24 protein-coding genes are annotated in these 24,649 nt (G+C 59.7%); 6 read left to right on the top strand and 18 right to left on the bottom strand.

Annotation, left to right across the window (positions count from 1 at the left end; all coding sequences use genetic code 11):
• Positions 1-29: 29 nt before the first annotated feature.
• Positions 30-734: a GntR family transcriptional regulator gene (locus BLU15_RS28605; protein ID WP_090299992.1), complete on the top strand. Its 705-nt coding sequence runs from the start codon at positions 30-32 to the stop codon at positions 732-734.
• Positions 735-822: 88 nt separating this feature from the next.
• Here the strand turns inward: BLU15_RS28605 and BLU15_RS40940 are convergent, their stop codons facing one another.
• The 11 genes from BLU15_RS40940 to BLU15_RS28655 form a co-directional block, all read right to left on the bottom strand.
• Positions 823-1,059 carry an FCD domain-containing protein gene (locus tag BLU15_RS40940; RefSeq protein WP_143034275.1) on the bottom strand — a complete coding sequence of 79 codons (237 nt, stop codon included), beginning with the start codon at positions 1,057-1,059 and terminating at the stop codon, positions 823-825.
• A 174-nt stretch (positions 1,060-1,233) separates the two neighbouring features.
• Positions 1,234-1,467, bottom strand: a complete 234-nt coding sequence (locus BLU15_RS40945) for a GntR family transcriptional regulator (RefSeq protein ID WP_090299994.1) — start codon at positions 1,465-1,467, stop codon at positions 1,234-1,236.
• A 42-nt stretch (positions 1,468-1,509) separates the two neighbouring features.
• Complete coding sequence (locus BLU15_RS28615; RefSeq protein ID WP_090299995.1) at positions 1,510-2,382, bottom strand: SMP-30/gluconolactonase/LRE family protein; 873 nt, start codon at positions 2,380-2,382, stop codon at positions 1,510-1,512.
• A gap of 18 nt (positions 2,383-2,400) precedes the next feature.
• Entirely contained in the window at positions 2,401-3,336 is a 936-nt protein-coding gene (locus tag BLU15_RS28620; protein ID WP_090299998.1) for an ABC transporter permease, read from the bottom strand.
• A gap of 2 nt (positions 3,337-3,338) precedes the next feature.
• Positions 3,339-4,820, bottom strand: coding sequence for a sugar ABC transporter ATP-binding protein (locus tag BLU15_RS28625; RefSeq protein WP_176960372.1), 1,482 nt, complete (start codon positions 4,818-4,820; stop codon positions 3,339-3,341).
• Between the two features lie 22 nt (positions 4,821-4,842).
• Positions 4,843-5,904: an ABC transporter substrate-binding protein gene (locus tag BLU15_RS28630; protein ID WP_090300002.1), complete on the bottom strand. Its 1,062-nt coding sequence runs from the start codon at positions 5,902-5,904 to the stop codon at positions 4,843-4,845.
• Positions 5,905-5,963: 59 nt separating this feature from the next.
• Positions 5,964-6,941 carry an ABC transporter permease gene (locus BLU15_RS28635; protein WP_090300004.1) on the bottom strand — a complete coding sequence of 326 codons (978 nt, stop codon included), beginning with the start codon at positions 6,939-6,941 and terminating at the stop codon, positions 5,964-5,966.
• A gap of 194 nt (positions 6,942-7,135) precedes the next feature.
• Positions 7,136-8,116 (bottom strand): transketolase family protein, encoded by a 981-nt coding sequence (locus BLU15_RS28640; RefSeq protein WP_090300006.1) that lies wholly within the window; start codon positions 8,114-8,116, stop codon positions 7,136-7,138.
• A 1-nt stretch (position 8,117) separates the two neighbouring features.
• Positions 8,118-9,005, bottom strand: coding sequence for a transketolase (locus BLU15_RS28645; RefSeq protein WP_090300008.1), 888 nt, complete (start codon positions 9,003-9,005; stop codon positions 8,118-8,120).
• A complete protein-coding gene (locus BLU15_RS28650; RefSeq protein ID WP_090300010.1) occupies positions 9,005-10,120 on the bottom strand; it encodes a glycerol dehydrogenase in 1,116 nt (371 codons plus the stop codon). Before BLU15_RS28650 ends, BLU15_RS28645 begins: the two co-directional genes overlap by 1 nt.
• A gap of 33 nt (positions 10,121-10,153) precedes the next feature.
• Positions 10,154-11,227 (bottom strand): SDR family oxidoreductase, encoded by a 1,074-nt coding sequence (locus BLU15_RS28655; protein ID WP_090300011.1) that lies wholly within the window; start codon positions 11,225-11,227, stop codon positions 10,154-10,156.
• Between the two features lie 266 nt (positions 11,228-11,493).
• Between BLU15_RS28655 and BLU15_RS28660 the strand changes: the two genes are divergently transcribed.
• Positions 11,494-12,012: a hypothetical protein gene (locus BLU15_RS28660; protein ID WP_090300013.1), complete on the top strand. Its 519-nt coding sequence runs from the start codon at positions 11,494-11,496 to the stop codon at positions 12,010-12,012.
• A 280-nt stretch (positions 12,013-12,292) separates the two neighbouring features.
• Here BLU15_RS28660 and BLU15_RS28665 read toward each other — a convergent pair whose 3' ends face one another.
• A complete protein-coding gene (locus tag BLU15_RS28665; protein WP_371590129.1) occupies positions 12,293-12,739 on the bottom strand; it encodes a MarR family winged helix-turn-helix transcriptional regulator in 447 nt (148 codons plus the stop codon).
• An 81-nt stretch (positions 12,740-12,820) separates the two neighbouring features.
• Between BLU15_RS28665 and BLU15_RS28670 the strand changes: the two genes are divergently transcribed.
• Positions 12,821-13,957 (top strand): FAD-dependent oxidoreductase, encoded by a 1,137-nt coding sequence (locus BLU15_RS28670; protein WP_090300015.1) that lies wholly within the window; start codon positions 12,821-12,823, stop codon positions 13,955-13,957.
• Positions 13,958-14,326: 369 nt separating this feature from the next.
• Here BLU15_RS28670 and BLU15_RS28680 read toward each other — a convergent pair whose 3' ends face one another.
• Both BLU15_RS28680 and BLU15_RS28685 read right to left on the bottom strand, forming a co-directional pair.
• A complete protein-coding gene (locus BLU15_RS28680; RefSeq protein ID WP_090300018.1) occupies positions 14,327-14,647 on the bottom strand; it encodes a MarR family winged helix-turn-helix transcriptional regulator in 321 nt (106 codons plus the stop codon).
• 164 nt (positions 14,648-14,811) lie between these two features.
• Entirely contained in the window at positions 14,812-15,477 is a 666-nt protein-coding gene (locus BLU15_RS28685) for a TetR/AcrR family transcriptional regulator C-terminal domain-containing protein (protein ID WP_176960374.1), read from the bottom strand.
• A gap of 183 nt (positions 15,478-15,660) precedes the next feature.
• Here BLU15_RS28685 and BLU15_RS28690 point away from each other — a divergent pair, with 183 nt between their 5' ends.
• The 3 genes from BLU15_RS28690 to BLU15_RS28700 all read left to right on the top strand — a co-directional run bounded on the left by BLU15_RS28690 (position 15,661) and on the right by BLU15_RS28700 (position 20,382).
• On the top strand, positions 15,661-16,764 hold the full coding sequence (locus BLU15_RS28690) for an efflux RND transporter periplasmic adaptor subunit (RefSeq protein ID WP_176960375.1): 1,104 nt from the start codon (positions 15,661-15,663) through the stop codon (positions 16,762-16,764).
• Positions 16,761-19,850, top strand: coding sequence for an efflux RND transporter permease subunit (locus BLU15_RS28695; protein WP_090300021.1), 3,090 nt, complete (start codon positions 16,761-16,763; stop codon positions 19,848-19,850). The genes BLU15_RS28690 and BLU15_RS28695 overlap by 4 nt, the downstream gene beginning before the upstream one ends.
• A gap of 187 nt (positions 19,851-20,037) precedes the next feature.
• Entirely contained in the window at positions 20,038-20,382 is a 345-nt protein-coding gene (locus BLU15_RS28700; protein ID WP_090300023.1) for a hypothetical protein, read from the top strand.
• 141 nt (positions 20,383-20,523) lie between these two features.
• Here the strand turns inward: BLU15_RS28700 and BLU15_RS28705 are convergent, their stop codons facing one another.
• The 4 genes from BLU15_RS28705 to BLU15_RS28720 all read right to left on the bottom strand — a co-directional run bounded on the left by BLU15_RS28705 (position 20,524) and on the right by BLU15_RS28720 (position 24,646).
• A complete protein-coding gene (locus BLU15_RS28705; protein WP_090300025.1) occupies positions 20,524-20,994 on the bottom strand; it encodes a GNAT family N-acetyltransferase in 471 nt (156 codons plus the stop codon).
• A gap of 261 nt (positions 20,995-21,255) precedes the next feature.
• The gene (locus BLU15_RS28710; RefSeq protein ID WP_090300089.1) at positions 21,256-22,920 is read right to left on the bottom strand and encodes an electron transfer flavoprotein-ubiquinone oxidoreductase; all 1,665 of its coding nucleotides are present in this window, start codon (positions 22,918-22,920) and stop codon (positions 21,256-21,258) included.
• An 8-nt stretch (positions 22,921-22,928) separates the two neighbouring features.
• On the bottom strand, positions 22,929-23,858 hold the full coding sequence (locus BLU15_RS28715) for an electron transfer flavoprotein subunit alpha/FixB family protein (RefSeq protein ID WP_090300027.1): 930 nt from the start codon (positions 23,856-23,858) through the stop codon (positions 22,929-22,931).
• A 23-nt stretch (positions 23,859-23,881) separates the two neighbouring features.
• A complete protein-coding gene (locus tag BLU15_RS28720) occupies positions 23,882-24,646 on the bottom strand; it encodes an electron transfer flavoprotein subunit beta/FixA family protein (protein WP_090300029.1) in 765 nt (254 codons plus the stop codon).
• Positions 24,647-24,649 lie beyond the last annotated feature (3 nt).

The following is a 24,649-nucleotide window of genomic DNA, read 5'->3' on the forward strand; positions in this document are numbered from 1 at the left end:
GGAATGCACATTGGGAGAAGCAGAGACCCATGGAACGCCAACTCAGGACGATCGGTAAGGAAAACCTGTCGTCACGGGCCTATTCCGAAATCCGCAATGCCCTAATAGACGGGCAGTATGAACCCGGCGAGCGGCTGACGATCAGCCGCCTTGCCAATGAGATGGGCGTGTCCATCACGCCGGTGCGCGAAGCGATCTTCCGTCTCGTCAGCGAAGGTGCCTTGGAGATGAAGGCGGCGACGGCCGTCCATGTGCCTATCATCACGGCCGAGCACCTGCGGGAAATCCAGCTCATCCGCTTCCATCTCGAAGGGGCGGCCGCCGGTCGGGCGGCCGAGCGCATAACGCCGGAGCAACTTCAGGCCCTCGAGGAAATCCAGGACCGATTCGTCACGGCCGCCGCACTCGATCCCAAGCTTGCCAGCCTGCACAACCGCGCCTTCCATTTCGGATTGATGGCAGCGGGCAACCTGCCGACAGCCTATGGCATGCTGGAAGCGCTGTGGGTTGTTATGGGCCCGCTCTTCCAGATCTTCCATTTGCGGGCAGCGCCACGCGACCTTAAGAAGGACCGCCACCGGCACGAGGACATCCTCAACGCTTTGCGCCGCCGGGATTCGGTCGCTACACGCGAGGCCTTACAGGCCGATATCGCATGGGGACAGATCATGATCGACTGGCTGGAGGAACGTGAGCAGGCTGAATGGGAGCGGCTTCGCTCGTCTCTCCGTTGATTCAGCATTGCTCGACCGGAAGCGCGGTCAGCCGGGTGTTGCTGCCGTTTCCGCCTCTGTAGCCGCCTTTTCCTGCACGGCATTGAGCTTATACTCCAGCGCTCATTGTCCTGCATTGCCTGCTTGGCAGCAGCCCGATCACGACCTTCAGCGCGTCGATGAAGTTGGAATGTTTGTGGATGCGCCGCTTCAACTGGCGAACGGGGATCTCTTCGTGGAATGCCCACAGGAAGGGATCGATCAGAGTCCACATGCTTTCGCAGATGGACTCGATATAGGCCGTGCCGGCGAGCTTCAGGATCTTGAAGTGAAAGTCACGGTTTATGCGGCTGCTAGTTCGGGATCCGTCGCGGCAGACTTGGTGAAGCTTTCGATAGGGGTCTCAAACTCCTGAACTGTGGCGGCGTCACGTTTTCCGCGATGTGCTGGGCTGCAATGCTCTCAAGCTGCACACGAATGGAACCGATCTCCCGGAGGTCGGGCGAAGTGAGTTTCGGCACTACGATTGAGGTCGGAGCCCCAACTTCCAACGCTCGCTGGCCAGACGAAAGATCGCTTCGCGCTGGGACGTGATGCTCGTGCCATACCGTTCCGCGAGCGCCGCGATGGTTAGGCGCTCGCCGGGCTTGAAGTCACCATCCATCAATCCCTGTCGCAAGCTTAGTAAAGCGAGGAGTAAGGTTGGCACCCTAAAAGGGTTGGGTCGGCACAATTCAGCGCAAGAGTGTATCATATTCCGTTCGACTGACAGCCTGCAGTTTGCAACCCGTCATCATCACCCGCCGTAGCGATATTCCGGCAATCCCTTGACACCGAGACCGTCGATTACGAAGAGCGAGCCAGCAAGGGGGCCAGTCTCGACGATCCCGGGCACCGGGGCTTCCTTCATCGACGTCACGTAAAGGCGATCGAGGTTCTTGCCGCCGAACATGATACTTGTCACGCACACGATCGGCATATCGATTGTCAGGGCTTTCGTCCCGTCCGGAGCGAACCGATGGATCTTGCTCTTGTAGACGCCAGCGCTCCACACATAGCCGTCGGCATCGACCGTTGCACCGTCCGGCAACCCGTCTTCCGGGCCGAATTCGCAAAACTTGCGCTTATTGCTGACATTGCCTGTTTCCAGATCGTAGTCATAGGCCCAGATCGCCAGAGAGCGGCTGTCGGCGAAGTAGAACGTGCGCCCATCCGGGCTCCAGCATGGGCCGTTCGAGACGACGATGTTGTCATCGATTGTACGAACCGTGTGATCCTTGCCGACGCTGTAGAGCTCGGCATCGGCGCCCTTTTCGGTGATCTCGATGCTGCCGGAGACAAAGCGGCCACGCTGGTCGACCTTCCCGTCATTGATGCGCACGGTCGATGCCTTATGCGCGACTGCATGCATGAGCGTCGCCTTACCGGTCGCAAAATCGAAGAAATAGAAACCATCCGCCAGTGACAGGATGGCGCCACCCTGCTCCCGCAGAGCGAGAGAGCCGATCTTCTGGGGCACATCCCAGACCTCGACGCCTCCTCCGTCCTCATCGCTTCGGAAGATCTTCGCACCGTAGGAATCGATCCAGTAGAGCCTTTGCTCACGCGTATCCCACAGCGGGCCCTCCCCCAGAATTGTCTTGCAGTCGACGATGGCCTTGATGTTCATGAATTTCTCCCTTCGGGCTCACAAACCCGGACTCTTGCGGCGGTGCGCGCTTACGGCAACGATGAGCAAGGCACCCTTGATGATCATCTGGTAGTAGGTCGAGATGTTGAGAAAATTCAGCCCATTGGCTAGCAATGCTAGGAAGAGCACGCCGCCCACGGGCCCGACGATGCCGCCGAGGCCGCCCGAAAGCAGCGTGCCGCCGAGAGCGGTCGCGGCGACGGAATCGATCGCGAACTGTGAGCCCACCAGGGGATCGCCGCTCGCCAGTCGCCCAGCAACATTGATGCCGCCCAGCATTGCGAGAAGCGAGGACAGGACATAGGCGCAAGCCACCACCGCATCTGAAGCCACACCACCGAGCCGCGCATTGTCGGCGGAGCCGCCGCTGGCAAGAATGTGAAGACCGAGGCGACTATGGGCAAACATCAGTGCGGCAAGGAGCACGACCGCTGCGGCAGCCCACACCGGCAGCGGAATGCCGCCTAATAAACCGTTCGAATAGGCAACAAGCCAGGCCGGCACGGCACCGCCTGGAATGGGGCGAACCAGGAGGGCTGCACCCTGCAGCGCTGTCATTGTGCTAAGCGTCATCAGGATCGGGTGCACGCGCAGCCACACCACGCCATAGGCGTTGACGGCACCGTTCGCGCACGCCACGACGATCGCGAGAGGCACTGCCCAGGGCCTGTCCAGGCTCACTATCGCCGTCGTCAGGCTGACGAGCGACCCTACCGAAAGATCGAGGCCACCCGTCATAACTACGAGCGCCTGACCGATGGTGACGGCGATCAGGCTTGCCTGTTGGTTCAGGATGTTGAGGAGGTTCCTAATCGACAGGACGCCCGGCGACATCGTGCCGAGCACGACCACGAGCAGCGCGATGAGCACGAGAACGGGCCAGGCGGAACGGCGGCGAAGCGAAACGGCGGAAACTGGAGCCAGTATCTTCATCGTCAATGTCCCTTCACCGCAGCTTGCATGATCGTCTCCTCCGTGGCCGTCCTGCCGTCGAACACGCCGACCGTCGCTCCGTTGCGCACCACGATGATGCGGTCGCAGAGGCCGATAAGCTCGGGAAGCTCTCGCGATGTTACGAGTACCGGAACGCCGCCGTCGGCAAGATTGCGCAACAGTGCATAGATTTCTGATTTCGCGCCGATGTCGACGCCACGAGTGGGCTCCTCGCAGATCAGGAATTTCACGCCGCGCAACAACCAGCGTGCCAAAAGCGCCTTCTGCTGGTTCCCGCCGGAGAGTTCGCCGATCGGCTGCGACGGGCCACCAAGACGAATATTGAGAGACGCTATCTGCGCAAGAATGTCTTTGGCGGGCACGGGCGCGGCCGCAAACAGTTGCCGCCCGGCCAGAAGGCTTGCGGCGATATTCCGGTCGACGCCGAGCGTCGGATAGATGCCATCGACCTTCCGGTCCTCCGGGATTAGTCCTATGCCGGAACGGATACCCGTCTTCGGCTCACGATGGCTCGCCTTTTCGCCGAACAGTCGGATATCGCCCCGCGACAGCGCACGCCCTTCGAAAAGGGCACGGGTGATCTCGATCTGCCCCTGTCCTTCGAGCCCGGCGAGACCAACGATCTCATTCGAGCCGATCGAAAAACTCACCGGGCCGGATAGCCCTTCGGCCGCCACATCGACCAACTCGACCGCCGGCTTCCCGGTTGCAGCCTGCCCGTTCCTCTGTGGGTAGAGTTGGCCGAGATCTCGCCCGACCATGGTCGCGATGAGCTCATCGGGATTGGTTTTCGCCATCTCGAAATGCCCGGCAAACTGCCCGTCCTTGATGACCGTTACCTCGTCACAGAGGTCAAACAGTTCTGGCAGACGGTGGGAAATGTAGAGAATGCCCTTGCCGCGGGCTTTCAAATCTCGAACGAGCCGGAAGAGCTGCTCGGCCTCCTGGTCGCCGAGGGCTGCCGTGGGCTCGTCGAACACGAAGATATCCGCATCTCGCATCACCCCCTTGGCGATCTCGACCATCTGCTGATCGGAGACCCGCAGGCGCGACGTCACCGAGGCCGGATCAATCGACAGGCTCAGGCTTTCGAGAACCGTCCGGCTTTCACGCTCCATTCGCCGGCGGTCGATGCCACCGTGCCACTTTCGCGGCTCACGGCCGAGAAAGAGGTTCTCGGCCACGGAAAGGTTGGGAAGAAGGATGAACTCCTGGAAGATGGTCGATACACCCGCCGCCCTCGCCTGCTCGGCATGGGTCCAGGCCGTCTCTTCGCCCTTTACGCGGAGCATCCCCGCCGACGCCGGGTAGACGCCGGAGAAAATCTTCATCAGCGTCGACTTGCCGGCGCCGTTTTCCCCCAGCACCGCATGAATGCTTGCGGGACGGAGCCGGAGGGAGACGCCTTTCAGCGCCTCCACCCTTCCGAACGACTTTCTGATGTCGATCGCTTCCAGAAGCATGGTGTTCATCCTGCCCGTCGCATCACTTCGCGTAGATGCCCTTCAGCGTCTCGTCGGGCAGGCTCGAGCCAACCCAATATGAGTCGTTCAGATCGTCGCGATAGTATTTTGCAATCTCTTCCTTCGTGATCGGGGCCGGACGCAGCAGGTAATCCTTGGCAACGGGTTCGCCCTTCAGGACGCGCAAAGCTGCAATGACGGCCTGCTGACCGAACCAGGTGGGGTACTGCGGAGCGATGCTCGTCAGGTCCATCTCCTGCCAGATGCGCAGGAAGCCGTTGTTGCCTTCGCCCGTCATGGCAATCTGTGGGAGACCGTTCTCATTGAGCACTTCTGCGCAGGCCTGGGTCATCGCGCCGCCGGACGACCAGATGCCATTGAGGTCCGTGTGTGCGGTGAGGAGCGATTCACAGACCCGCTTACCCTTATCGTAGGCCCAGTCACCAAAAGCCGTATCCACGATCTTGATGTCCGGATAGCTCTTCAGCGCTTCCTCGACACCGCGCCAGCGATCGTTGTCGATTGAGTTGCCGGAAATCCCGCGGATGCCAATGATGTTGCCCTTGCCACCCAGTGTCTTAGCGAGGAATTCCGCACCGGCGCGACCGAAGTCGGCGTCATCGCCGATAATCTTAGACGTATAGTTCTGCGGACTGGCATTGGAGGAGAAGATGATGACAGGGATGCCTGAGGCATAGGCCTTGTCCAGCACACCGTTGAGCGCTACCTCGGAACCGGGCGCCACCAGGAGGGCATCGATACCGCGGGCCAAGAGGTCTTCGATATCGGCAACCTGCTTGTTGGTATCGCCGCCCGCGTCCGTGACGACCATTTCCTTGATCTCGGGATGCTGGGTGGCCTCGTGCTTGGCCTCTTCCATCATCTGCACCCGCCAGGTGTTGACGACCGAGATGTTGCTGAGGCCGATGACAAAGCTCTCCTTTTTCGAAGGTTCGAACGTCTGTGTCTGTGTGCCATCGGCCGGCTGAAGCGCCGGATTGAGCTCGACGGACTGGGCAACGGCGATGGCGGTCGAGGCCAGAAGGGCAGCTCCCGCCAGAAGTCCTAAAAGATGCGTTTTCATTTTCTCTCTCCCATGTACGCGCTTAGAGCGCGCCTTCTCCTCCGGTTACTCCGGAAATCCTATGTCCTGCGGCGGACCGCCAAAGCAGCCGCACTCGCGATGATGGCTCCCTGGATTATGAGCTGGACCGGTTGCGGCATGCCCATGCCGGTCAGTAGATTTGCAAGGAACGTCAGCACCAGCGCGCCGACGACCACACCGATGATGCCACCCTGGCCGCCACCAAAGCTCGTACCGCCGAGCACCACTGCAGCAACGGATGCCAGCACCAGTTCGCTGCCAAGATTGAGAGTGCCTGTGCCGATATACCCGGTAAGAACGATCGCCGCGGCGCCCGCCATCATCCCGCTGAGAATATGCGCTGCGTACAATATGGGCGCGACTGAGAGACCACCGAGCCACGCGGCGGCGTGGCTGCTGCCGACAGCCTGGAGCGTATGGCCGAAGACCGAGCGCCGCATGAGCACCGCTACAGCACCCGCAACGACGATCAGCACGATCCCGGCAACGGGCATCATACCGATCCGCCCCGTCGCGATGGTGCGGATGATGGGATTGACCTGGCCACCGGGTGCACCGCCGCTCACGATGTAACTCGCCCCGATCAACATGATCGACATGCCGAGCGTGGTGACAACCGCAGAAGCCCTGATGCCCGCGATCATAACCGCGTTGACAAGGCCCACCGCAGCGCCGATGGCAAGTGGCAAGGCGAGCGACCACCAAGCCGGACCTTTCGATACGAGCGGCAGCGCAAGCATGACGTTCGAAAGCGCCATCACGCCACCGATTGAAAGGTCGATGGACCGGCCAACCATCGGCAGACTCTGACCGATGGCGGCCAACGCCAGTGGCGCGGCCTGCCGAAGGACGATAAGCATGAAGGGGATCGAAAGCAGCCGTGGCTGCATGATTGCGGCAATCACGACGAGCAATACGAGCGCCGGATAGGCTGGCGTGGAGACGACTGCAACCGCAATCCTCCGCGCGCGTTCCGAAACCCAACCTGTATCTATCGTGGCGTTCGCCGTTACCATTCTCTTCCCCTACCTCTCTTTGCTGTCTCATAGCCACGAAGGAGGTCGTTCCGGCGACTAATGATGCATCATGCATCATTAGTCGCAAACCCATCACGCGATGGAGTAACCAACATCGATCGGCATTACCACGCCGTGCACTTAAGAGGCATCGCCGCCGGCATTGATGGCCGTTTTCATTGCAGTTCCTCCCTTCAGGATTTCAGGAACTCTTCTGCAACGCTGCGAATGCCGGCGCCGTCCAGCTTGTAATGTGCGTAAAGGTGTGTCGGTGGGGCGATTAGGCTGTACTCGTCATAAATGCCGTGGCGCTTCAGCTTGACGCCCGATCCCTCATCCGTCAGAACTTCGGAAACGGCAGCTCCGAGACCGCCGAGTACATTGTGCTCTTCGACAGTCATCATCTTCTTAGAGCGTGCGGCGGCTGCGAGGATAGCTTCGCGGTCGAGCGGCTTGATCGAAGCCATGTCTATGACACCTACCGAACGACCTTCGGCATTCATCGCTCTCGCCGCTTCGAGAGCACCGTGTACAGCCATGCCGCAGGCGATGATAGTCAGTTCCTCGCCCTGAAGATGTTCGTGCGCCTTGCCGAAGGCGAATGTAGTGCCCTTTTCATAGACGACCGGATCGCGACCGCGTCCGATACGGAAGTAGATGGGGCGGTCATGGTCAGCTGAAGCGCGGATCGCCGCTTCGAGCTGCGCACCGTCCGCGGGCGAAACCACCGAAAGGTCCGCGATCGAGCGCGTGGTCGCGATATCCTCGGTTGCATGGTGGGAGGTGCCGTAGAAACCGAGCGAAATCCCTGTGTGGTGACCGATCAATCGCACGGGCTGTGCAGAGTAGGCGACATCCATGCGGATCTGCTCGCAGGCGAGCAGCGCGATGAACGACGCGAACGTAGCGACGAAAGGCGTGACGCCGCAGGTGGCGATGCCCGCTGCCGTACTCACCATGTTCTGTTCGGAAATGCCGAAGGAGATATAGCGATCGGGATAGATCGAGGCGAAGCGGTTGAGCCCGTTGGAGTATTGCAGGTCGGCGGAACCGGCGACGACATTGTGGCCGGTCTTCACCAGGTCGATGAGACCGTTCGAAAGGTGGTCCAGACCCGGATTGACTGCGTTAAGGCCGCGATACTGCCAGGAATTGGGGGAAAGGGGGCCGTTCATGTCAGATCTCCCGGGAGTTGATTTCAGCGATTGCGGCGTCTGCGTCTGACGGATCGAGATAACCGAGGTGCCAGCCCGGTTCGGTCTCCATGTATGAGACGCCCTTACCCTTCACGGTCTTGGCAATGATGCAGCAGGGTACCTGCCGGTCGTCATCCGCCCTTACTTGGCGCAGGAGTTCGGTAGTCGCGGCGACGTCATGGCCGTCAACGACATGCACCTCCCAACCGAAAGCACGCCATTTCTCATCCAGCGGCTCGATGTTCATGACATCGTCGACCTTGCCGTCGAGCTGGTAACCGTTGCGGTCGATGATCGCGATCAGGTTCTTCGCCTTGTGCTGGGCGGCAGCTAGCGCCGCTTCCCAGACCTGGCCTTCCTGCATCTCGCCGTCGCCCATCATGCAGAAGACCTTGTAGTCCTCGCCGGTCCAGCGCTGCGCAAGCACCATTCCGAGACCGTTGGAAAGAGCATGCCCGATCGAGCCGGACGAGAAATCGACGCCGGGAACCTTGCGCATGTCGGGATGATCGCCCAGCGGGCTGCCAAGGCGGGTGTAGCTGTCCAGCCACTCCTTGGGAAAGAAGTCGAGGTCCGCATAGATAGGGAAGAGACCCACGGCCGCATGCCCCTTGCCGATGGTAAAGCGGTCACGCGAGGCCCAGCCGGGTTCACCGCGGCGCAGCCGCATGACGTCGTAGTAGAGCGCTGAGAAAATCTCTGCCGCAGAGAAGACCGAGGTGTAATGCCCGGTCTTTGCAATGTCGATGAGGCGAACGGTTTCGAGGCGGATGAAGCGCGCGCGCTCCTTCAGCATGGCCACCGTTTCTTCGGACGGCGTGAAGCTGTTCGACTTGAGCGCCACTGTCGTGCTGGTCGATGAAGCCATCAGATATCTCCTGTTCGGGTAGGGAAATTCACCCCGGCAGCCTCCACGCGACGCATCGCGTCGATCAAGTCGGCTTCGCTGAGAGTGCGTGTGAAATTCTTGGTGTGAGGTGCGGCGAGCGTTGGCCCGGCGATAACGCGGAAAGCCCCATCCTCCACACCGGAAAAACCGAGTGTGGAAAGGCTTGTCGCAAGCCCAACAGCATCGTAAAAGGCGCGCATGTCAGCAAGGAAGTCTTCGCTTCGCCCTTCCAGCGTCAGCTGTACCAGCAATCCATAGGCGACCTGCTGCCCATGCATCGCCATTGCCACCTCCGGTACAAGTGACAGGCCGCGCGTCATTGCGTGGGCGATCGAAAGACCGCCGCTTTCGAAACCAATACCTCCCATAACGAAGAGGGCTTCCACCAGCTTCTCAAAGGCGGCATTCGGCGGAGCTGTCCCCGCAATGGCCAACCCTTCTACTGCATGGTCCCGCACGACGCGGTACCCGGCCTCGGCGAGCGCCAGCGCGGAGAGCGACGGTTTCTCGCCGAACATGGTCTTGCCTTGAACGGCATAGCATTGCGCCGCCTCAAAAGCCTTCGTGACTGCATCGCCGATGCCGGCCACCAGCAACGCACGCGGCGCGCCAGCGATGATGTCCGTATCGGCAATCACCGCTTTCGGGTTCTCTGAAAGATGGGCGACTTCGACGAGCACATGGTGGTCGTCATAAACGACGTAGTTCTTCGACGTCGGCGCATCGTTTGCAGCCGCTGTCGGCACGGTCACGACCGCGCAGCCAAGCTTGTGGCAGAGCGCCTTACCGACATCGATCGCCTTACCGCCGCCGATTGCAACGACGACATCCACCTGTCTGCCGAGGGGCCCCGCCTCCACTTCCGCTGTGAGCGTGGCAATAGTGCCATGCGTGACATCGCCAGAAAACGGTAGGATCTGCGCCTCAAGCGCCGACTGTGCGAAGCGCCTATGCAGCCGCTCCTCAAGCATCGGCAGCACGAAGGAGTCTGCGAGCACGACCACGCGCTTGCCGATCCCACTCACGATATCGCCGATGCGATCGAAGCAGCCGGGCCCCTGATAATACCTCGACGGCGAGCCGAAGATGATCATTGTACTTTCCTGTATCTTTCAGATTTCGTTTAGTCAGTAGGCGGGAACGATGCGCTCCGCTTGTAGACGGCGGAAAAGATCGGTGAAGGTCTCGTCGGAAGGCTGATACTCTAGGAACCCGGCCTTACGGCTGCGCGTCATGTCGGAGATGCATTCGACCTTGCGGCCGAAGTCCGCGTCGCTGTGCCACCACGTCGCGAGCCTGTTGATATCGGGCTCGACGAGGCCGTGCCGGGCCGAAATGTCCCGCCAGATCGGCCCGGCATCGGACATGATTTCCTGCAGCGATTGCTGCCGACCCTTATACGCCGCTACTTCAATACCGAAATAGTCAGCGATCACGCGCCAGATCCAGCGCCAGCGAAAAACATCGCCATTGCCGGTGTTGAAGGCGGTATTGGCCGCGGCTGGCGTAACAGAGGCCCAAGCAAGCTGCTTGGCGATGAGACGTGCATCACTGACTTCTGTCAGCATGTCCCACTGTTCGGGAATGCCGGTGAATACAAACGGTCGACCAGTCTCACGGCAGAGGGTGGCGTAGCAGGCGAGCGTTACCCCCGTGTTCATCAGCGCACCGACGGCATAGCCGACGATCGCGTTCGGCCGGTGCACGCTCCAGGTGAAGCCGTCGCGCTCGGCAGCGGCGAAGAGACGATCCTCCTGCGCATAGTAGAAGTTCTCGAGCGGCAGGCGGGGCGTGTCCTCACGGAACGGCGTCTCCGGCAAGTAGCGCCCGAATTCCTTAAAGGGGCCGAGATAGTGCTTCACGCCGGTGACGAGGACGACATGCTCCAGCCTGCCGGGACCGTTGCGAAGTGCGTCCAGCACGGTGTCGAACTGGCGCGCGTTGATTTCCGACGCCTCCTCTTCGGTATCCGCCGGCGTCCACGTCGCCTGGAAGAGATGCGTCACCGGCACTGATGCCAGAACGGAGCGCACTTCTTCAGGCTTATTGAGATCCGCCTTGAGGGCGACGACGCCGGCAGGTGCTGCCTCAGGCCGCCGCGCCAGACCGTAGACCGTCCAGCCATCTTCCAACAACCGGTCAGCGAGGTTGCGCCCCACGATACCGGTCACACCGACAATCAGCGCTGTCCGATAAGCCATACTCAACCCCCTCACGCATCCTCAAGCGATGGTTGGGAGGTATCAGAGGCAGTCTTGATTGTCAAATATCATGCATCATATATTCTGTTGATGAGAAAAAGATCTCTCCAGAACCCTCTGGTCAGCAGAAAGGTCGGCATCTGGGCCCTTAGCGCACGAGGCCATGAATGCCCCTATTGACCGCGCACAGGACGCGGACAACGTCCCGCCTGAATCCTTGGGCTCGACCGGATTCGAACCAACGAACCGAACCGAGAACCAGCTCGATGAGTATTCCGGTTCTTCATGAGATGAAGCAGATTTTCCGGGCATGGGTGGATAGGCGCAATTCAGCCTTCCTTCTGGAGGCGAGATACTCTGCGGCAAGGCAATCAGGAAGCACCGACCAGCCAGTTCCGGCGGCAACGGCGTTTGCCAGCCAGGTCGGGAGCCGTGACGGCGGCCTTATACAAGGGGCTTTCACCGACACCGTCTGGACGAACTCCCCCACCAGAGGCAAATGCTCGTCGTATGCCAGCCAGGCAGATCCACCGCGCCGAAGGCTGGAAGGACGAGTGGAAGCTGCGGACGCAACACCAATCCCTTTATGCCGTGTTCGACTGGTCAGCGGCACCCAAGCTGCCAACCTTGCACCGCTTAGGGCAGCCAACGACCATCTGGTCCGTATCCAGGTGCCACAGGAAACCGCACCTCTCCCCGCCTTCTCAACCACGATCTCGCTGCACCGTGTCGGCCTCAACGCCATGCACGCCTATGGCTCCAACCATCAGCAGGGCGGCTCGTAGCCGGGGGCTGCCGTGGTGCGGACGATCTGCGAGGAAGCTTTAGACCTCGCTCTTACGCCTGGAAAGCTGGCTCGAACCCCCGGCAACCTAGTCATTCTCCTTTAGCGCGATGAGGCTAGCGCCAGCACGCCTCATCGCTGGCCTGCGCGACAAAGAGTATGCCGCCTCACACCGTCGACGGAGCTCTCTTCCGGCGAGTGGAAAGTAGCTCGCTATTCGCGTTCCAGAATGGTGTGAGCCGGGGCCGCGTGAAAGCAGCGTTCGATTGGGACCTCGACTTTCAACGACCCGCCAGGTTCGCGTGGATGCGATGGAGCATGTCCGTCAGCGTTCGCACCTCGTCAGGCGTAAGCCCGGCGAGCGCTTCCTTGTTGTTGCCGCGCAGCACATCGCGTCCCGGTTCCAGTCTGCGATATGCCTCGGCTTCAAGAGATATCAGGCTGCTGCGTTTGTCGCTCGGATCACGGGTGCGCCGGATTAGGCTGTCGCGCTCCATTCGGGCGAGTAGCTGCGCCATACTGGGCTGTTCCACCCCCGCAATCGCAGCAAGTTCCTTCTGCGTCAGCATTTCGCCGTTCTTCAAGGCGACCAGTACCGGAAGCTGAGCTACGCTGATCCCGACGTCCTTCAGCCCTTCGTCGTCAAGTCTTGCCAATAGCCGCGCGATCCGCCCAATCACGAGCGCAGGCATTTCCTGTGGCCGCCAATCAGCTTCGTCATTCATCATCTGCGTCATCCCGGCTTGCATCTGCATAGGATCCTATTTATATAACATAGGAGACTATGTTTTTATAAGTGAGATTATTGAATGTTACAACATCCCACCGTCGCCATTATCGGAGCCGGTCCCGCGGGGCTGACAGTAGCGTCGATCCTCCAACAGCACGACTGGCAAATCGCGATATTCGATGCTGAGCCCTCGGCGCGAGCGCGCGACCAGGGTGGTACGCTGGATTTACACGCCGGGACAGGCCAATTGGCCCTTGAAAAGGCTGGCTTGCTTGCTGATTTTCGAAAGATCGCCCGACATGAAGATCAGGACAGCCGCGTGCTCGACTATCGATCCGCAATGGTGCTGGCGGAGGATCTCCCGGCTCCGGGCGAAGGGCAAAGGCCCGAGATCGACCGTCGCGCCTTGCGAGAACTTCTCCTTTCATCGCTTGCCGCAGACTCAGTATGCTGGGGTCATCGCCTGGAAAAGGTAACGAATGAGGGTAGCGGCAAGCATCGCCTGAATTTTGAGAATGGCAAAAGTGAGAGCTTCGATCTGGTCATCGGCGCCGATGGAGCCTGGTCTCGCGTGCGTCCGGCTCTCACGGACGTCCAGCCCGTCTACACCGGTACGACTTTCGTTGAACTATGGATTGACGAGATCGATGTGCGGCACCCAGCGCTCGCGCGCATGGTCGGTCGCGGGACGATGTTCGCTGTGCACGCAGGACTGGGCCTTGTTGCCCAGCGAAATGGCGGAGGGCATGTTCGTGTTTATGCCGCTATTCCCGTTTCGCCGGACGAAACGCAGCGACCGGATGTCGCACTCGCCGGGATGACCAAGGGCGGGCTCTTGAAGCGGTTCGAGGGCTGGTCCGACACGCTTTTGGGGCTGATTTCCGACGCCTACGCGATAGCGGCCATCCGCCCGATCGTCGCGCTTCCTCCAGGCCTTCGTTGGACGTATCGGCCGGGCCTCACGCTCGTTGGCGATGCTGCTCATGTGATGCCGCCAGTGGGCGTCGGCGTAAATCTGGCCATGCTGGATGCCGCCAATCTGGCCGAATGTTTAGTTTATGCACCCGATTGGCTGATGGCTGTCCAGCAATATGAGACGATCATGCTGAATCGCGCAGCCCGCGCCGCCGATCAGGCCGCCGCCGGCTTCGCAGACTTGTTCTCCGCAGACGCCCCAGCGGGTATGCTCGACCATATGCACCGCCGGCGAGCTTGAAGAAGTCATCCTAAGTAGTGCGTCTTTGCGGTCCTTATCTGTAGGTCGCACTACGTCACATCCGATCTGGCAGTCTATGGACAGGGTGCCCGTTGATCTTGGCAGATCTGGAATTGGCGCTCCGCCTCTCCGACCTCGACCTCGCCATCACCAGGAACAATCTGAACCTCGTCGTTCTCATAAGCACCAGCAGAGAAAGTGGTCCAAGGACGTTCGCGCGCCATGACTGGTTACAAGCTTGCCCCAGGAGGTTCAGCTATGAGCAACCGGCCAAAGGCCGGGAGCAATGGCCGACCGGCGGGCGCAGGCCGCTGCGGCTGATGGAGGGATGCGACGCCCCGCAATCAACGTCCCTCGTCGGTCCGCGCATCAAGGGATGGGGGGAATGACGTGGGCGTCAGCGAAGTTGCGGTTGATCCGAACCAGGCGTTGCAGCATTACTTCGACTTGGTCTTCGCTCAAGCCGCGACTTGCAAACTGGTTGCCGAGTGCCATTTCATTGAAGATCGCCGAACGTTTTGAGCGAACCTTTTCGGTAAGGCTGAGCAAGGGTGCGCGGCCATCCAACGGATCCGGCTCCCTGGATACAAGTCCTTCCTTTGCCATTCGATTGAGCATCCGTGCCATGGGAGGTTGTTCGACTGCTGCACGCCCAGCGAGATAATTCTGTGTGACGAGAATGTGCTCCATCGCTCGCGCAACGACTGCTTCGTCGGGACCGTTCAAGCAAGGCAACTGGAAAGGCCATCGCCAGGAAGGAGACAGGTCCAACCCAGGACTGCCCGCGGAACGTCAAGGTGTAAACCAATCCTCCAGCAATTATCGTCATTCCGATAAGCGACCAGAAGAGCAGATTATTTCCGCTTAACATCCGCTGCTGCCGAATGTGTAAAACTCTGTTCGATGCCCATCAGGACGGCAGAAAGCCCTGCTTCGAATCCTCCGTCGATTACTTCGTGACGAGCATCGTTCACCACCCGTTCGATCGTCGGGAATTGCCCGGTTGCAAGCCTCTTCAGGAGATAGGGATGCGTCCTATCTCGCCACTCCTCCTTCGTCAGACCCGTCGCCGATTCCTGGCGCCGCTCGGCGGCCTCGCTCTGGATGAACCCAAGGACATAGGCATTCACCGTCCGCACGGCGAGCAAGACATCGTCAATGCTGCGAAAGTCACCCGAGCGCTGCATTGCCGCGAGCGAGTTCTCGAGATATTTCAAGGCGTTCGGGCCTTGGTGCGGCCGCCCGCCAAGCAGTGAAGGAAACCAGGGGTGTTGAACGGAAGCCTCCCGTAAACGCGCGGAGAAATGCTTGCAGGCCTCTCTCCAATCGTCAAGCACCCCCTCGCCCAAAATGATTTCCGCATAGACCGCGTCGACCATCATATCGAGAATCTCTTCCTTTGAATGGAAGAAGCCGTAAAGGCGCATAGGCCCTGCTTTCAGGTTCCCGGCAACAGCCCGCAACGAGACCGCATCCAATCCGCAGCTATCTGCGAGCTTGATGGCGCTGTCGATGATCATTTTCCTAGAGAGAGGAACCGGTGTCGGTTTGGCAACGGGTTCGGGTCTGTCCCAAAGGTCGAGCGGAGAAGGGTTTTTTTCCATACACGGCTTTTTAGAGCAACCTCCGGCAATTGACAATACAGCAGCCATCGCGATACATCGTATCGATACCATACAATGCATCAAGATAGGACGCATGCCATGGCGAGCTACTGGTCGATAGTTAATCTCACACTCGTGAGCGCCTCCTTCGCGCTCGTTCCGACAGCAACTCATTCCTTTCAGGACGTGACAACTCTCGATCAAAAGCCGGCGCTGGCCGTCGAAGTCGTCTCTCCCGTGCCGATCATATGGCCAAAGACCATCGAGGCAGGTGGTTGGATCGCACCATGGAGCGAGGCGCTCGTGTCATCCGACATTGACGGGGCAAAGATTGAGACGATTGAGGCAGACGTAGGCGACGTCGTAAGGAAAGGTCAGGTGCTTGCGACCCTCTCTGCGGAACCACTGAATGTTGAAAAATTGAGGAAGTTGGCAGCTGTCGATGGCGCCCAAGCTCGGCTTGAGCAAGCTGCGGCAAATGCAGAGCGTTCGAGGCTACTCAGCGTCAGGGCACCGGATGCGCAATCGCAGAAGGCGCTGCAAACCGCGCAGATAGAAGAAAAAATAGCGACGGCAAGCCTGGCAGCTGAACGAGCGTCGCTCGCTGCCGAACAACTCAACATTGACAGGACCGTCATCTTGGCACCAGATGACGGTGTAATTTCGTCGAAATCCGCTACCCTCGGAGCGCTCCCCGCAGTGGGAGATGAGCTATTCCGATTGATCCGGCACCAGCGATTGGAATGGCGCGCTGAGGTGCCCGTCGGTGATCTTGCGAAGATTGAGCCTCAACAGCAGGTCAAAATCGATGTGATGGGAGAACCTCCTATCCTGGGCAGGGTGAGGAGCGTTTCACCCGTCATCGACCGCGCGACGGGCCGGGGAGTTGTAAACGTCGCTCTTTCTTCGGCGGATCTGCGATCAGGTGCTTTTGCGACGGGCAAAATCCATCTTGAAACCGAAGAGGCATTGGCGCTGCCGCACAGTGCGGTGGTCATGCGTGGTGGCGTGGGAACGGTCTATGCGGTGGTTGATGGTTCGAAGGTGAAGCAGATCAGCGTCACCACGGGCCGGCAATCGGATGAGTTGATAGAAATTACGTCACCCATCGATCTGCATGCGCAGATCGTCCAGACAGGGGGAGCATTTCTCTTCGATGGCGCAAGCGTGTTCGTCTTGGACAAGAAGCGGAGCGGGAAATGAACGTCTCTGCTTGGGCCGTAAAAAATCCCGTCGCCGTCGTCCTCCTTTTTTCGTTCCTGTGTGCATTCGGGCTTTTCAGCTTCAGTCGACTGGCTGTCCAAAGTTTCCCTGATCTCGATCTGCCCGTCATTTCGATTGACGTCCAACTCGAAGGGGCATCGCCGCAGCAACTTGAGACCGAGATGGCGCGCAAACTTGAGGATCGCGTGGCGACCCTCAATGGTGTCAGTCACATACGCACGACGATCACGGATGGCTCGGTATCGATCTCCGTCGAATTCGACATAAACATCAATCCGCAAATTGCTCTGGAGGAGGTACGAAACGCCGTTGAGGCAGTGCGCGCTGACTTGCCTCCCAATATACAAGATCCAGTGATTGCGCGATCCACAGTCCAGAGCACGGCGCTTCTAACTCTGGCCGTCAGCTCCGACGACCTCGATGAGATGGAGCTGTCATGGTTTGTCGACAACGAGATGGCAAAGGCACTGCGATCGGTCAGGGGCATCGGGACAATCACGAGAATTGGAGGGCTCGAACGCGAGGTTCTGGTAGAACTCGACCCGGCAAGACTTGCCGCCCTCCAACTGACCGCCAGCGAGGTCGCTGATCGTATTGGCGCGATGCAAGTCAATGCCCCCGGTGGAAAACTCGAGACAAGGGATGCGCAACAATCCATCCGCGTCGTCTCCCAGATCAACCAGCTTGACCAGCTCTCAAATCTGACGATCCCGTTGAACGGGATGGGCGCCGCGCGGCTCGGGGAGATCGCAAAGGTTACAGATGCGAGCGCGGATCGCAGTTCTCTCGCGTTCCAGGATGGGAGATCCGTCATAGCCGTTCAGATTAAGCGCTTGAACGGTTTTTCGGATGTGCGGGTCGCTGAAGGCGCCCGATCGATCGTGGCCAATCTTGCAGCCAAGCATGCGGATGTATCCATTGTGGAGGCAAGTTCAACGTTAGCGCCAACGCTTGATGAATACGGCGTGTCAATGCAGATGCTTTACGAAGGGATCGCGATTGCGGTGGTCATTGTATGGCTGTCTCTACGTGACGTACGGGCGACCATCATTTCGGCAATAGCAATGCCTTTGTCCATTCTGCCGACTTTCATCGTGATGGACTATTTGGGTTTCAGCTTGAACGCCATTTCCCTACTGGCTTTGTCCCTCGTTGTCGGCATCCTGGTTGACGATGCGATTGTCGAAGTTGAGAACATCGACCGTCACCTTGAGGCGGGCACAGATGCAGCAACTGCGACCATCCATGCAACCCAGGAAATTGGCCTCGCGGTTACAGCCACTACATTTACACTCGTCGCCGTGTTTCTACCAACAGCCTTCATGGGTGACGTTCCGGGCATCGTCTTCAGGCAGTTTGGCCTCACCGCATCTGCGGCCGTATTGACGTCTCTCGTGGTTGCCAGATTGCTTACACCTATGCTCGCGGCAAGGCTGATGAAGCCCAAAATGCGCGGAACGTTGAGCGATGGCCGATGGATGCGGACCTATCTTCGCCTTGTCCGAATTTGCATCTTCCACAGCCGCAAGACGATCTTTGCGGCCATTGCCGTGGTTGTCGGCAGTATCAGCCTGGTCCCTCTGTTGGACAGCGCCTTCGTGCCCGCGGCGGACGTCGGGCAAACGTCTGTTCAAATCACGCTTCAGCCGGGAAGCACGTTGCACAAGACAGCCGAAGTGGCGAATCGCGCCCAACAGATAATCTCCCAAACTCCTGAGGTAACATCCGTTTTGGCACTGGTGGGATCCTCCATTGACGGTCAGGGACCGGATGCGGCCATGAGGCTGGATCCCAGCGGCGCTGTTTTGACGGTCGACCTCTTGCCGATCGCGGACCGCACTCGCTCGCAAACGCAAATCGAAAATGAGATCCGATCGGCGTTGGACAAGCTACCGGGTGCCAGAGTTCTCGTTGGCGCCGAAGGAGACGGCAAAAAACTCGACATCGTGCTAACGAGTGAAAACCAACATTCGCTGAGCAGCGTCGCGCGAAACCTCGAGCAACAGATAAGAGGCCTACGCAACATCGGAGCTGTTACGTCCTCGGCGTCGCTGGAGGTCCCAGAGGTTCAGATCAGACCATTGCCATATGCCACTCAAATTGGAGTGACGGCGACGCAGATCGCGCGCGTTGCTCGTATCGCCAGCTACGGGGACTATGCTGCAGCTCAATCGAAGCTCGACTTGGAAGAACGCCAGCTGCCAATAAGAGTACGTCTCGATAAACGATCCCTGTCGGACCAAAGCCTGCTTTCCACTTTGCGAATTTCGGCGGCAACCGGAAGTGTGAGCTTGGGCTCTATTTCGGACATTCGGCTTTCGAGCGGCCCCGCAAAGATTACGCGAATTGACCGCGAACGAAACATAACTATCAGCGTCGAACTCAACGATCAGACCGTTAGCTCAGTCATGGCACAGGTTCAATTACTGTCTGCAATGCAAAACATTCCGAACGACGTTCGCCTCGTCCACGAGGGCGAACTGGAACGTATGGAGTCGATGTTTGACGGCTTTGTCTTCGCAATCCTGGTCGGTATAGCGTTCATCTACGCGGTTCTGGCGTTGCTGTTTCACGACTTCCTCCAACCCGTCACCATCTTGTCACCGGTGCCGCTTGCGATTGTCGGAGGATTGGTCCCCCTTGTGGTCACGGGAACCAGCTTCTCGATGGCGACCGCGATCGGCGCGCTGATGTTGATCGGCATCGTCACCAAGAACTCCATCTTGCTGGTGGAGTTTGCATCCACGCGCAAGCGCGATGGCTTGAACAGAACCGAGGCGCTACTGGACGCTTGTCACAAACGCGCACGGCCAATTCTGATGACGACGGTCGCGATGATTGGCGGCATGGTCCCAATCGTATTGGGATTGAGCGGAGGTGATGCTAGCTTTCGGCAGCCAATGGGACTGGTCGTCATTGGCGGGCTAATAACGTCCACCGTCCTCAGTCTTGTTGTTGTTCCGGCCGTTTATGTGGTTATCGACGAGATGAAAGAGGCAACCATTAGATTGCTTGGACGCATCATTCCTATGCAGTCAACCAACAAACCCACGACTGCTGCGTAATTGGCTTCGACCTCGATCACGCCCGCTTGCGCAAGCTAGCGTTACGGCTGGACGAGGAAGCGCACAGCCATTCATCGTTCCACCATGCGTTGCCGTACATTTCCGACTTTGGACACCATGTTTAAGAGCATCTTTACGCATGTAGATTACATGTAATGTATCGTATGAATGAACGGGAGTATGCTCAATGACTATCACCGCCATCACCGCCACCGCTCAAGCCAAGGCTACGCTGACAACACCGGCAGACGAGTTGTCAAAGCTCAAGCAAGATCTCGCAGCGAAAAACGAAGAGCTCTCGAGGGCCGATGATGAATCAAAGAAAGCGGCGATCCGTAAAACAATAACTGAACTGGAAGCCAAAATTCAGAAGGCTATCGCAGCCCAAACCCAAACCCAAAGCACCAACGCCGACACCAAGCAGAATGAGGATTTGCAGGGCACATCCAAGCTTTCCGGGGAAAGCGAACGAATTGGGACGACGAATTTCGACGCAACCTCGGAGTTCGGCTCTAAGGTACTTTACGTATAAGGGCGATCCCCTTGCGGTCGCAACGGCAGCGGCCGCGCGAGCCGCTGCGGCAGAGATGTGCATGAGGCTCGATCTGCGAATACTCAGGTGACGTAACCGACGCTCCAGGGTGATTTCGCCCTGAAGCGTCGGCCGTCAGTTTTACGCCACGACCACACGCCAGCAGATGACCGGTCCGTCATCGGCATCGAGGCGTTCTCCGACACGCAAGAAGCCGTTTCGTTCGAGCACACGCTGTGACGCGATGTTCTCTAGGCCAGACTCCGCCGAGATCTGCGTGACCCGTGGATCCTGCCGCGCCCAGGCGAGAATTTGGCCGACAGCCATGGTGGCCAAGCCCCGCCCCTGATGGGTTGGTGCGACGCCGTAGCCGATGTGCACGTCCCCGTCATGGGGAGCGCGGATTACGGAGCAAAGACCAACGACTTCGCTTCCGTTCACGATCCACCACGCCGACGGCGCGAACAGTTGCCGGATGTCGTCGGCGAGGTCTCGCAGCATGTCCAGCACATCCGGTGGTGCGATCACGGTGTCAGGCGCAAGATGAAGGCCAGGTCGTACGATACCGCCAGGTATCGCATTGAAATCATCTGCAATCGCTTCAATGAGCATTTTCGGCTTTCTGATAACCAAACAGGTGTTCAAGCCGAACAGTGAACGCGTGTTAGCCTATGTCCGAGGACACGAACGCCATTCCGCTCACCGCTGCGGCCAGCGATTCCGGAAGCAACACAAGGGCAATCATAGGCCTTCTCCTGAATTTGAGGCGACGCTATCCAATCCGCCTCGAAACCACAAGACGGTCCCGCCTCTGATTCGAGAGTAAGGGCCTCCCTTATTTAACGCAGTTCCGTGCGGCCCGCCTTTCGAACCTCACATGTTTGGATAGACCGGCCCCTCGCCGCCCTGCGGCGGCACCCAGTTGATGTTCTGGTTCGGATCCTTGATGTCGCAGGTCTTGCAGTGCACGCAGTTCTGCGCGTTGATGACGAAGACCGGCTTGCCGTCCTTCTCCACCCATTCATAGACCCCGGCGGGACAGTAGCGCGTCGACGGACCGGCAAAGACGTCGAGTTCCGACGTGCGCTGCAGCTCCGGGTTCTTCACCTGCAGGTGGATCGGCTGGTCTTCCTCGTGGTTGGTGTTCGACAGGAACACCGAGGACAGCCGATCGAAGGTCAGAACGCCGTCGGGCTTGGGATAGTCGATCTTCTGGTGTTGAGCTGCCGGTTCGAGGCTCTGCGCGTCGGTCTTGCCGTGTTTCATCGTCCCGAAGAACGAGAAGCCGAACAGCTGGTTGGTCCACATGTCCAAGCCGCCGAGCGCCACGCCGAGCGCCGTACCGAACTTCGACCACAGCGGCTTGACGTTCCTGACGCGCTTCAGATCCTTGCCGATGTCGGTCTGGCGCCATTCGTTCTCGATCTCGACCGGCTCGTCGTTGGCCCGACCGGATGCGATCGCTTCCGCCAGCTTGTCGGCCGCCAGCATGCCCGACAGCACCGCATTGTGGCTGCCCTTGATGCGCGGCACGTTGACGAGGCCGGCCGAACAGCCGATCAGTGCGCCACCGGGGAACGACAGCTTCGGCACCGACTGGTAGCCACCCTCGGTGATGGCGCGGGCGCCGTAGGACAGCCGCTTGCCGCCCTCGAAGGTGCTGCGGATGGCCGGATGGGTCTTGAAGCGCTGGAACTCCTCGAACGGGAAGAGATAGGGGTTCTTGTAGTTGAGGTGCACGACGAAACCGACGGCGACCATGTTGTCCTCGAGATGGTAGAGGAACGAGCCGCCGCCCGTCTTCATGCCGAGCGGCCAGCCGAACGAATGCTGCACCAGACCCGGCTTGTGGTTCTCCGGCTTGACCTGCCAGAGCTCCTTGAGGCCGATGCCGAATTTCGGAACGTCGCGGTCTTTGGAGAGATCGAATTTCGAGATCAGCTGCTTGGCGAGCGAGCCGCGCACGCCCTCGCCGATCAGCGTGTATTTGCCGAGGAGCGACATCCCGCGGGCGAAGTTCGGGCCCGGTTCGCCGTTCCGCTCGATGCCCATGTCGCCGGTGGCGACACCGATCACAGCGCCTTCGTCGTTATAGAGCACTTCGGTTGCGGCAAAGCCCGGATAGATCTCGACGCCGAGCGCTTCGGCATGGCCGGCAAGCCAGCGACAGACATTGCCGAGCGAGACGATGTAGTTGCCGTGATTGTTCATCAAGGGCGGCATGGCGAAGTTCGGCAGGCGGATCGAGCCCGCGGGGCCGAGCAGCAGGAAATGATCGTCCTTGACTTCTGTCTTGAACGGATGATCCGCCTCGTCGCGCCAGCCTGGCAAAAGCCGGTCGATGCCGATGGGATCGACGACGGCGCCCGACAGGATATGCGCGCCGACTTCGGCGCCCTTTTCCAGAACCACCACGGAAAGCTCGGGATTGATCTGCTTCAACCGGATCGCGGCTGAAAGACCCGCGGGCCCTGCGCCGACGATCACCACGTCGAACTCCATGCTCTCGCGCTCGGGTAGGTCTTGGTGCTCACTCATGTCCTTGCTCACAGCGCCTTTTCGAGCTCGGGCAGGGCTTCGAACAGGTCTGCGACGAGGCCGTAGTCGGCGACCTGGAAGATCGGTGCCTCCTCGTCCTTGTTGATGGCGACGATGACTTTCGAATCCTTCATGCCCGCCAGGTGCTGGATCGCACCGGAGATGCCGCAGGCGATGTAGAGATCGGGCGCCACCACCTTGCCGGTCTGGCCGACCTGCCAGTCGTTCGGGGCGTAGCCGGCGTCGACCGCGGCGCGCGATGCGCCGACGGCAGCACCGAGCTTGTCGGCAACCGGAAGGATCACTTCCTTGAACTTCTCCGCCGAACCAAGTGCACGGCCGCCCGAGATGATGATCTTGGCCGAGGTCAGTTCCGGGCGATCCGACGACGACAGCGCGTCGGCAACGAAGGTCGACAGACCCGGATTGGCGGCTGCCGCGATCGTTTCGACCGAGGCAGAGCCGCCTTCGGAGGCCGAGGCGAACGAGGCGGTGCGCACGGTGATGACCTTCTTGGCTTCGCTCGTCTGCACCGTCTGGATGGCGTTGCCGGCATAGATCGGCCGTTTGAAGGTGTCGGAAGAGACAACTTCGGTGATTTCCGAGACCTGGACGACATCCAGAAGCGCTGCAACCCGCGGCAGCACGTTCTTGCCGACCGAGGTGGCGGCGGCAAGGATGGTGTCGTAGCTGCCGGCCAGCGAAACAATGAGGGCTGCCAAGGGCTCGGCCAGATTGTTGGCAAGGCTTGCATCCTCGGCCACCAGCACCTTGGCGACGCCGGAAAGCCTGGCTGCCTGGTCGGCTGCCGCCTTGGCGCCGGCACCGGCGACCAGCACATGCACGTCGCCGCCAATCTTGGTGGCCGCCGTCAGCGTCTTTGCGGTCTGGTCGGAAAGGTGGCTGCCGTCGTGATCAGCCAGAAGCAGAATAGCCATGATGAAATCTCCCTTTCCTGAACTTACAATACGCCGGCTTCGACTTTAAGCTTCTCGACCAGCTCTGCCACCGACTTGACCTTGATGCCGGCCTTGCGGCCTTCCGGCTCCTCGGTCTTCAGCACCTTCAGCCGCGCCGTCGTGTCGACGCCGAAATCGGCAGGGCTCTTCTTGTCGAGCGGCTTCTTCTTCGCCTTCATGATGTTGGGCAGCGAGGCGTAGCGCGGCTCGTTCAGACGCAGGTCGGTGGTCACCACCGCCGGCAGCTTGATGTCGATCGTCTGCAGGCCGCCGTCTACTTCGCGCGTCACCCTTGCTGTACCCTCTGGCGCCTTGCCGTCACCGATCTCGACCTTGGAGGCAAAGGTGCCCTGGGCCCAGCCCAACAGCGCCGACAGCATCTGGCCGGTCTGGTTGCTGTCGTCATCAATCGCCTGCTTGCCGACGATGATCAGCCCCGGCTGCTCGGCGTCTGCCACACCCTTGACGATCTTGGCGACAGTGAGCGGCTCGACCTGGTCGTCGGTCTCGACCAGGATCGCCCGGTCGGCACCCATGGCGAGCGCCGTCCGCAGCGTCTCCTCGGCCTTGGCCGGACCGACCGAGACGACCACGACCTCGTCGGCCTTGCCGGCTTCCTTCAGCCGCAGCGCCTCTTCCACCGAGATCTCGTCGAACGGGTTCATCGACATCTTCACATTGGCAAGCTCGACACCCGAGCCGTCAGCCTTCACCCGGATCTTGACGTTGTAGTCAACCACCCGCTTAACCGTCACAAGTATTTTCATGGC

It is taken from the genome of Ensifer sp. YR511 (assembly GCF_900103045.1).
GTDB classification, from domain to species: Bacteria; Pseudomonadota; Alphaproteobacteria; order Rhizobiales; family Rhizobiaceae; genus Ensifer; species Ensifer adhaerens.

What these genes read in the sequence shown, in the direction of transcription:
- BLU15_RS28670 (WP_090300015.1), top strand. Translation starts at nt 12,821, where the DNA reads ATGTTACAACATCCCACCGTCGCCATTATCGGAGCCGGTCCCGCGGGG.
- BLU15_RS28700 (WP_090300023.1), top strand. Translation starts at nt 20,038, where the DNA reads ATGACTATCACCGCCATCACCGCCACCGCTCAAGCCAAGGCTACGCTG.
- BLU15_RS28720 (WP_090300029.1), bottom strand. Translation starts at nt 24,646, where the DNA reads ATGAAAATACTTGTGACGGTTAAGCGGGTGGTTGACTACAACGTCAAG.
- BLU15_RS28705 (WP_090300025.1), bottom strand. Translation starts at nt 20,994, where the DNA reads ATGCTCATTGAAGCGATTGCAGATGATTTCAATGCGATACCTGGCGGT.
- BLU15_RS40945 (WP_090299994.1), bottom strand. Translation starts at nt 1,467, where the DNA reads ATGATACACTCTTGCGCTGAATTGTGCCGACCCAACCCTTTTAGGGTG.
- BLU15_RS28645 (WP_090300008.1), bottom strand. Translation starts at nt 9,005, where the DNA reads ATGGCTTCATCGACCAGCACGACAGTGGCGCTCAAGTCGAACAGCTTC.
- BLU15_RS28630 (WP_090300002.1), bottom strand. Translation starts at nt 5,904, where the DNA reads ATGAAAACGCATCTTTTAGGACTTCTGGCGGGAGCTGCCCTTCTGGCC.
- BLU15_RS28685 (WP_176960374.1), bottom strand. Translation starts at nt 15,477, where the DNA reads ATGATCATCGACAGCGCCATCAAGCTCGCAGATAGCTGCGGATTGGAT.
- BLU15_RS28715 (WP_090300027.1), bottom strand. Translation starts at nt 23,858, where the DNA reads ATGGCTATTCTGCTTCTGGCTGATCACGACGGCAGCCACCTTTCCGAC.
- BLU15_RS28665 (WP_371590129.1), bottom strand. Translation starts at nt 12,739, where the DNA reads ATGATGAATGACGAAGCTGATTGGCGGCCACAGGAAATGCCTGCGCTC.
- BLU15_RS28660 (WP_090300013.1), top strand. Translation starts at nt 11,494, where the DNA reads ATGAGTATTCCGGTTCTTCATGAGATGAAGCAGATTTTCCGGGCATGG.
- BLU15_RS28635 (WP_090300004.1), bottom strand. Translation starts at nt 6,941, where the DNA reads ATGGTAACGGCGAACGCCACGATAGATACAGGTTGGGTTTCGGAACGC.
- BLU15_RS28650 (WP_090300010.1), bottom strand. Translation starts at nt 10,120, where the DNA reads ATGATCATCTTCGGCTCGCCGTCGAGGTATTATCAGGGGCCCGGCTGC.
- BLU15_RS28690 (WP_176960375.1), top strand. Translation starts at nt 15,661, where the DNA reads ATGGCGAGCTACTGGTCGATAGTTAATCTCACACTCGTGAGCGCCTCC.
- BLU15_RS28625 (WP_176960372.1), bottom strand. Translation starts at nt 4,820, where the DNA reads ATGCTTCTGGAAGCGATCGACATCAGAAAGTCGTTCGGAAGGGTGGAG.
- BLU15_RS28615 (WP_090299995.1), bottom strand. Translation starts at nt 2,382, where the DNA reads ATGAACATCAAGGCCATCGTCGACTGCAAGACAATTCTGGGGGAGGGC.
- BLU15_RS28710 (WP_090300089.1), bottom strand. Translation starts at nt 22,920, where the DNA reads ATGAGTGAGCACCAAGACCTACCCGAGCGCGAGAGCATGGAGTTCGAC.
- BLU15_RS28605 (WP_090299992.1), top strand. Translation starts at nt 30, where the DNA reads ATGGAACGCCAACTCAGGACGATCGGTAAGGAAAACCTGTCGTCACGG.
- BLU15_RS28695 (WP_090300021.1), top strand. Translation starts at nt 16,761, where the DNA reads ATGAACGTCTCTGCTTGGGCCGTAAAAAATCCCGTCGCCGTCGTCCTC.
- BLU15_RS28680 (WP_090300018.1), bottom strand. Translation starts at nt 14,647, where the DNA reads ATGGAGCACATTCTCGTCACACAGAATTATCTCGCTGGGCGTGCAGCA.
- BLU15_RS28655 (WP_090300011.1), bottom strand. Translation starts at nt 11,227, where the DNA reads ATGGCTTATCGGACAGCGCTGATTGTCGGTGTGACCGGTATCGTGGGG.
- BLU15_RS28640 (WP_090300006.1), bottom strand. Translation starts at nt 8,116, where the DNA reads ATGAACGGCCCCCTTTCCCCCAATTCCTGGCAGTATCGCGGCCTTAAC.
- BLU15_RS28620 (WP_090299998.1), bottom strand. Translation starts at nt 3,336, where the DNA reads ATGAAGATACTGGCTCCAGTTTCCGCCGTTTCGCTTCGCCGCCGTTCC.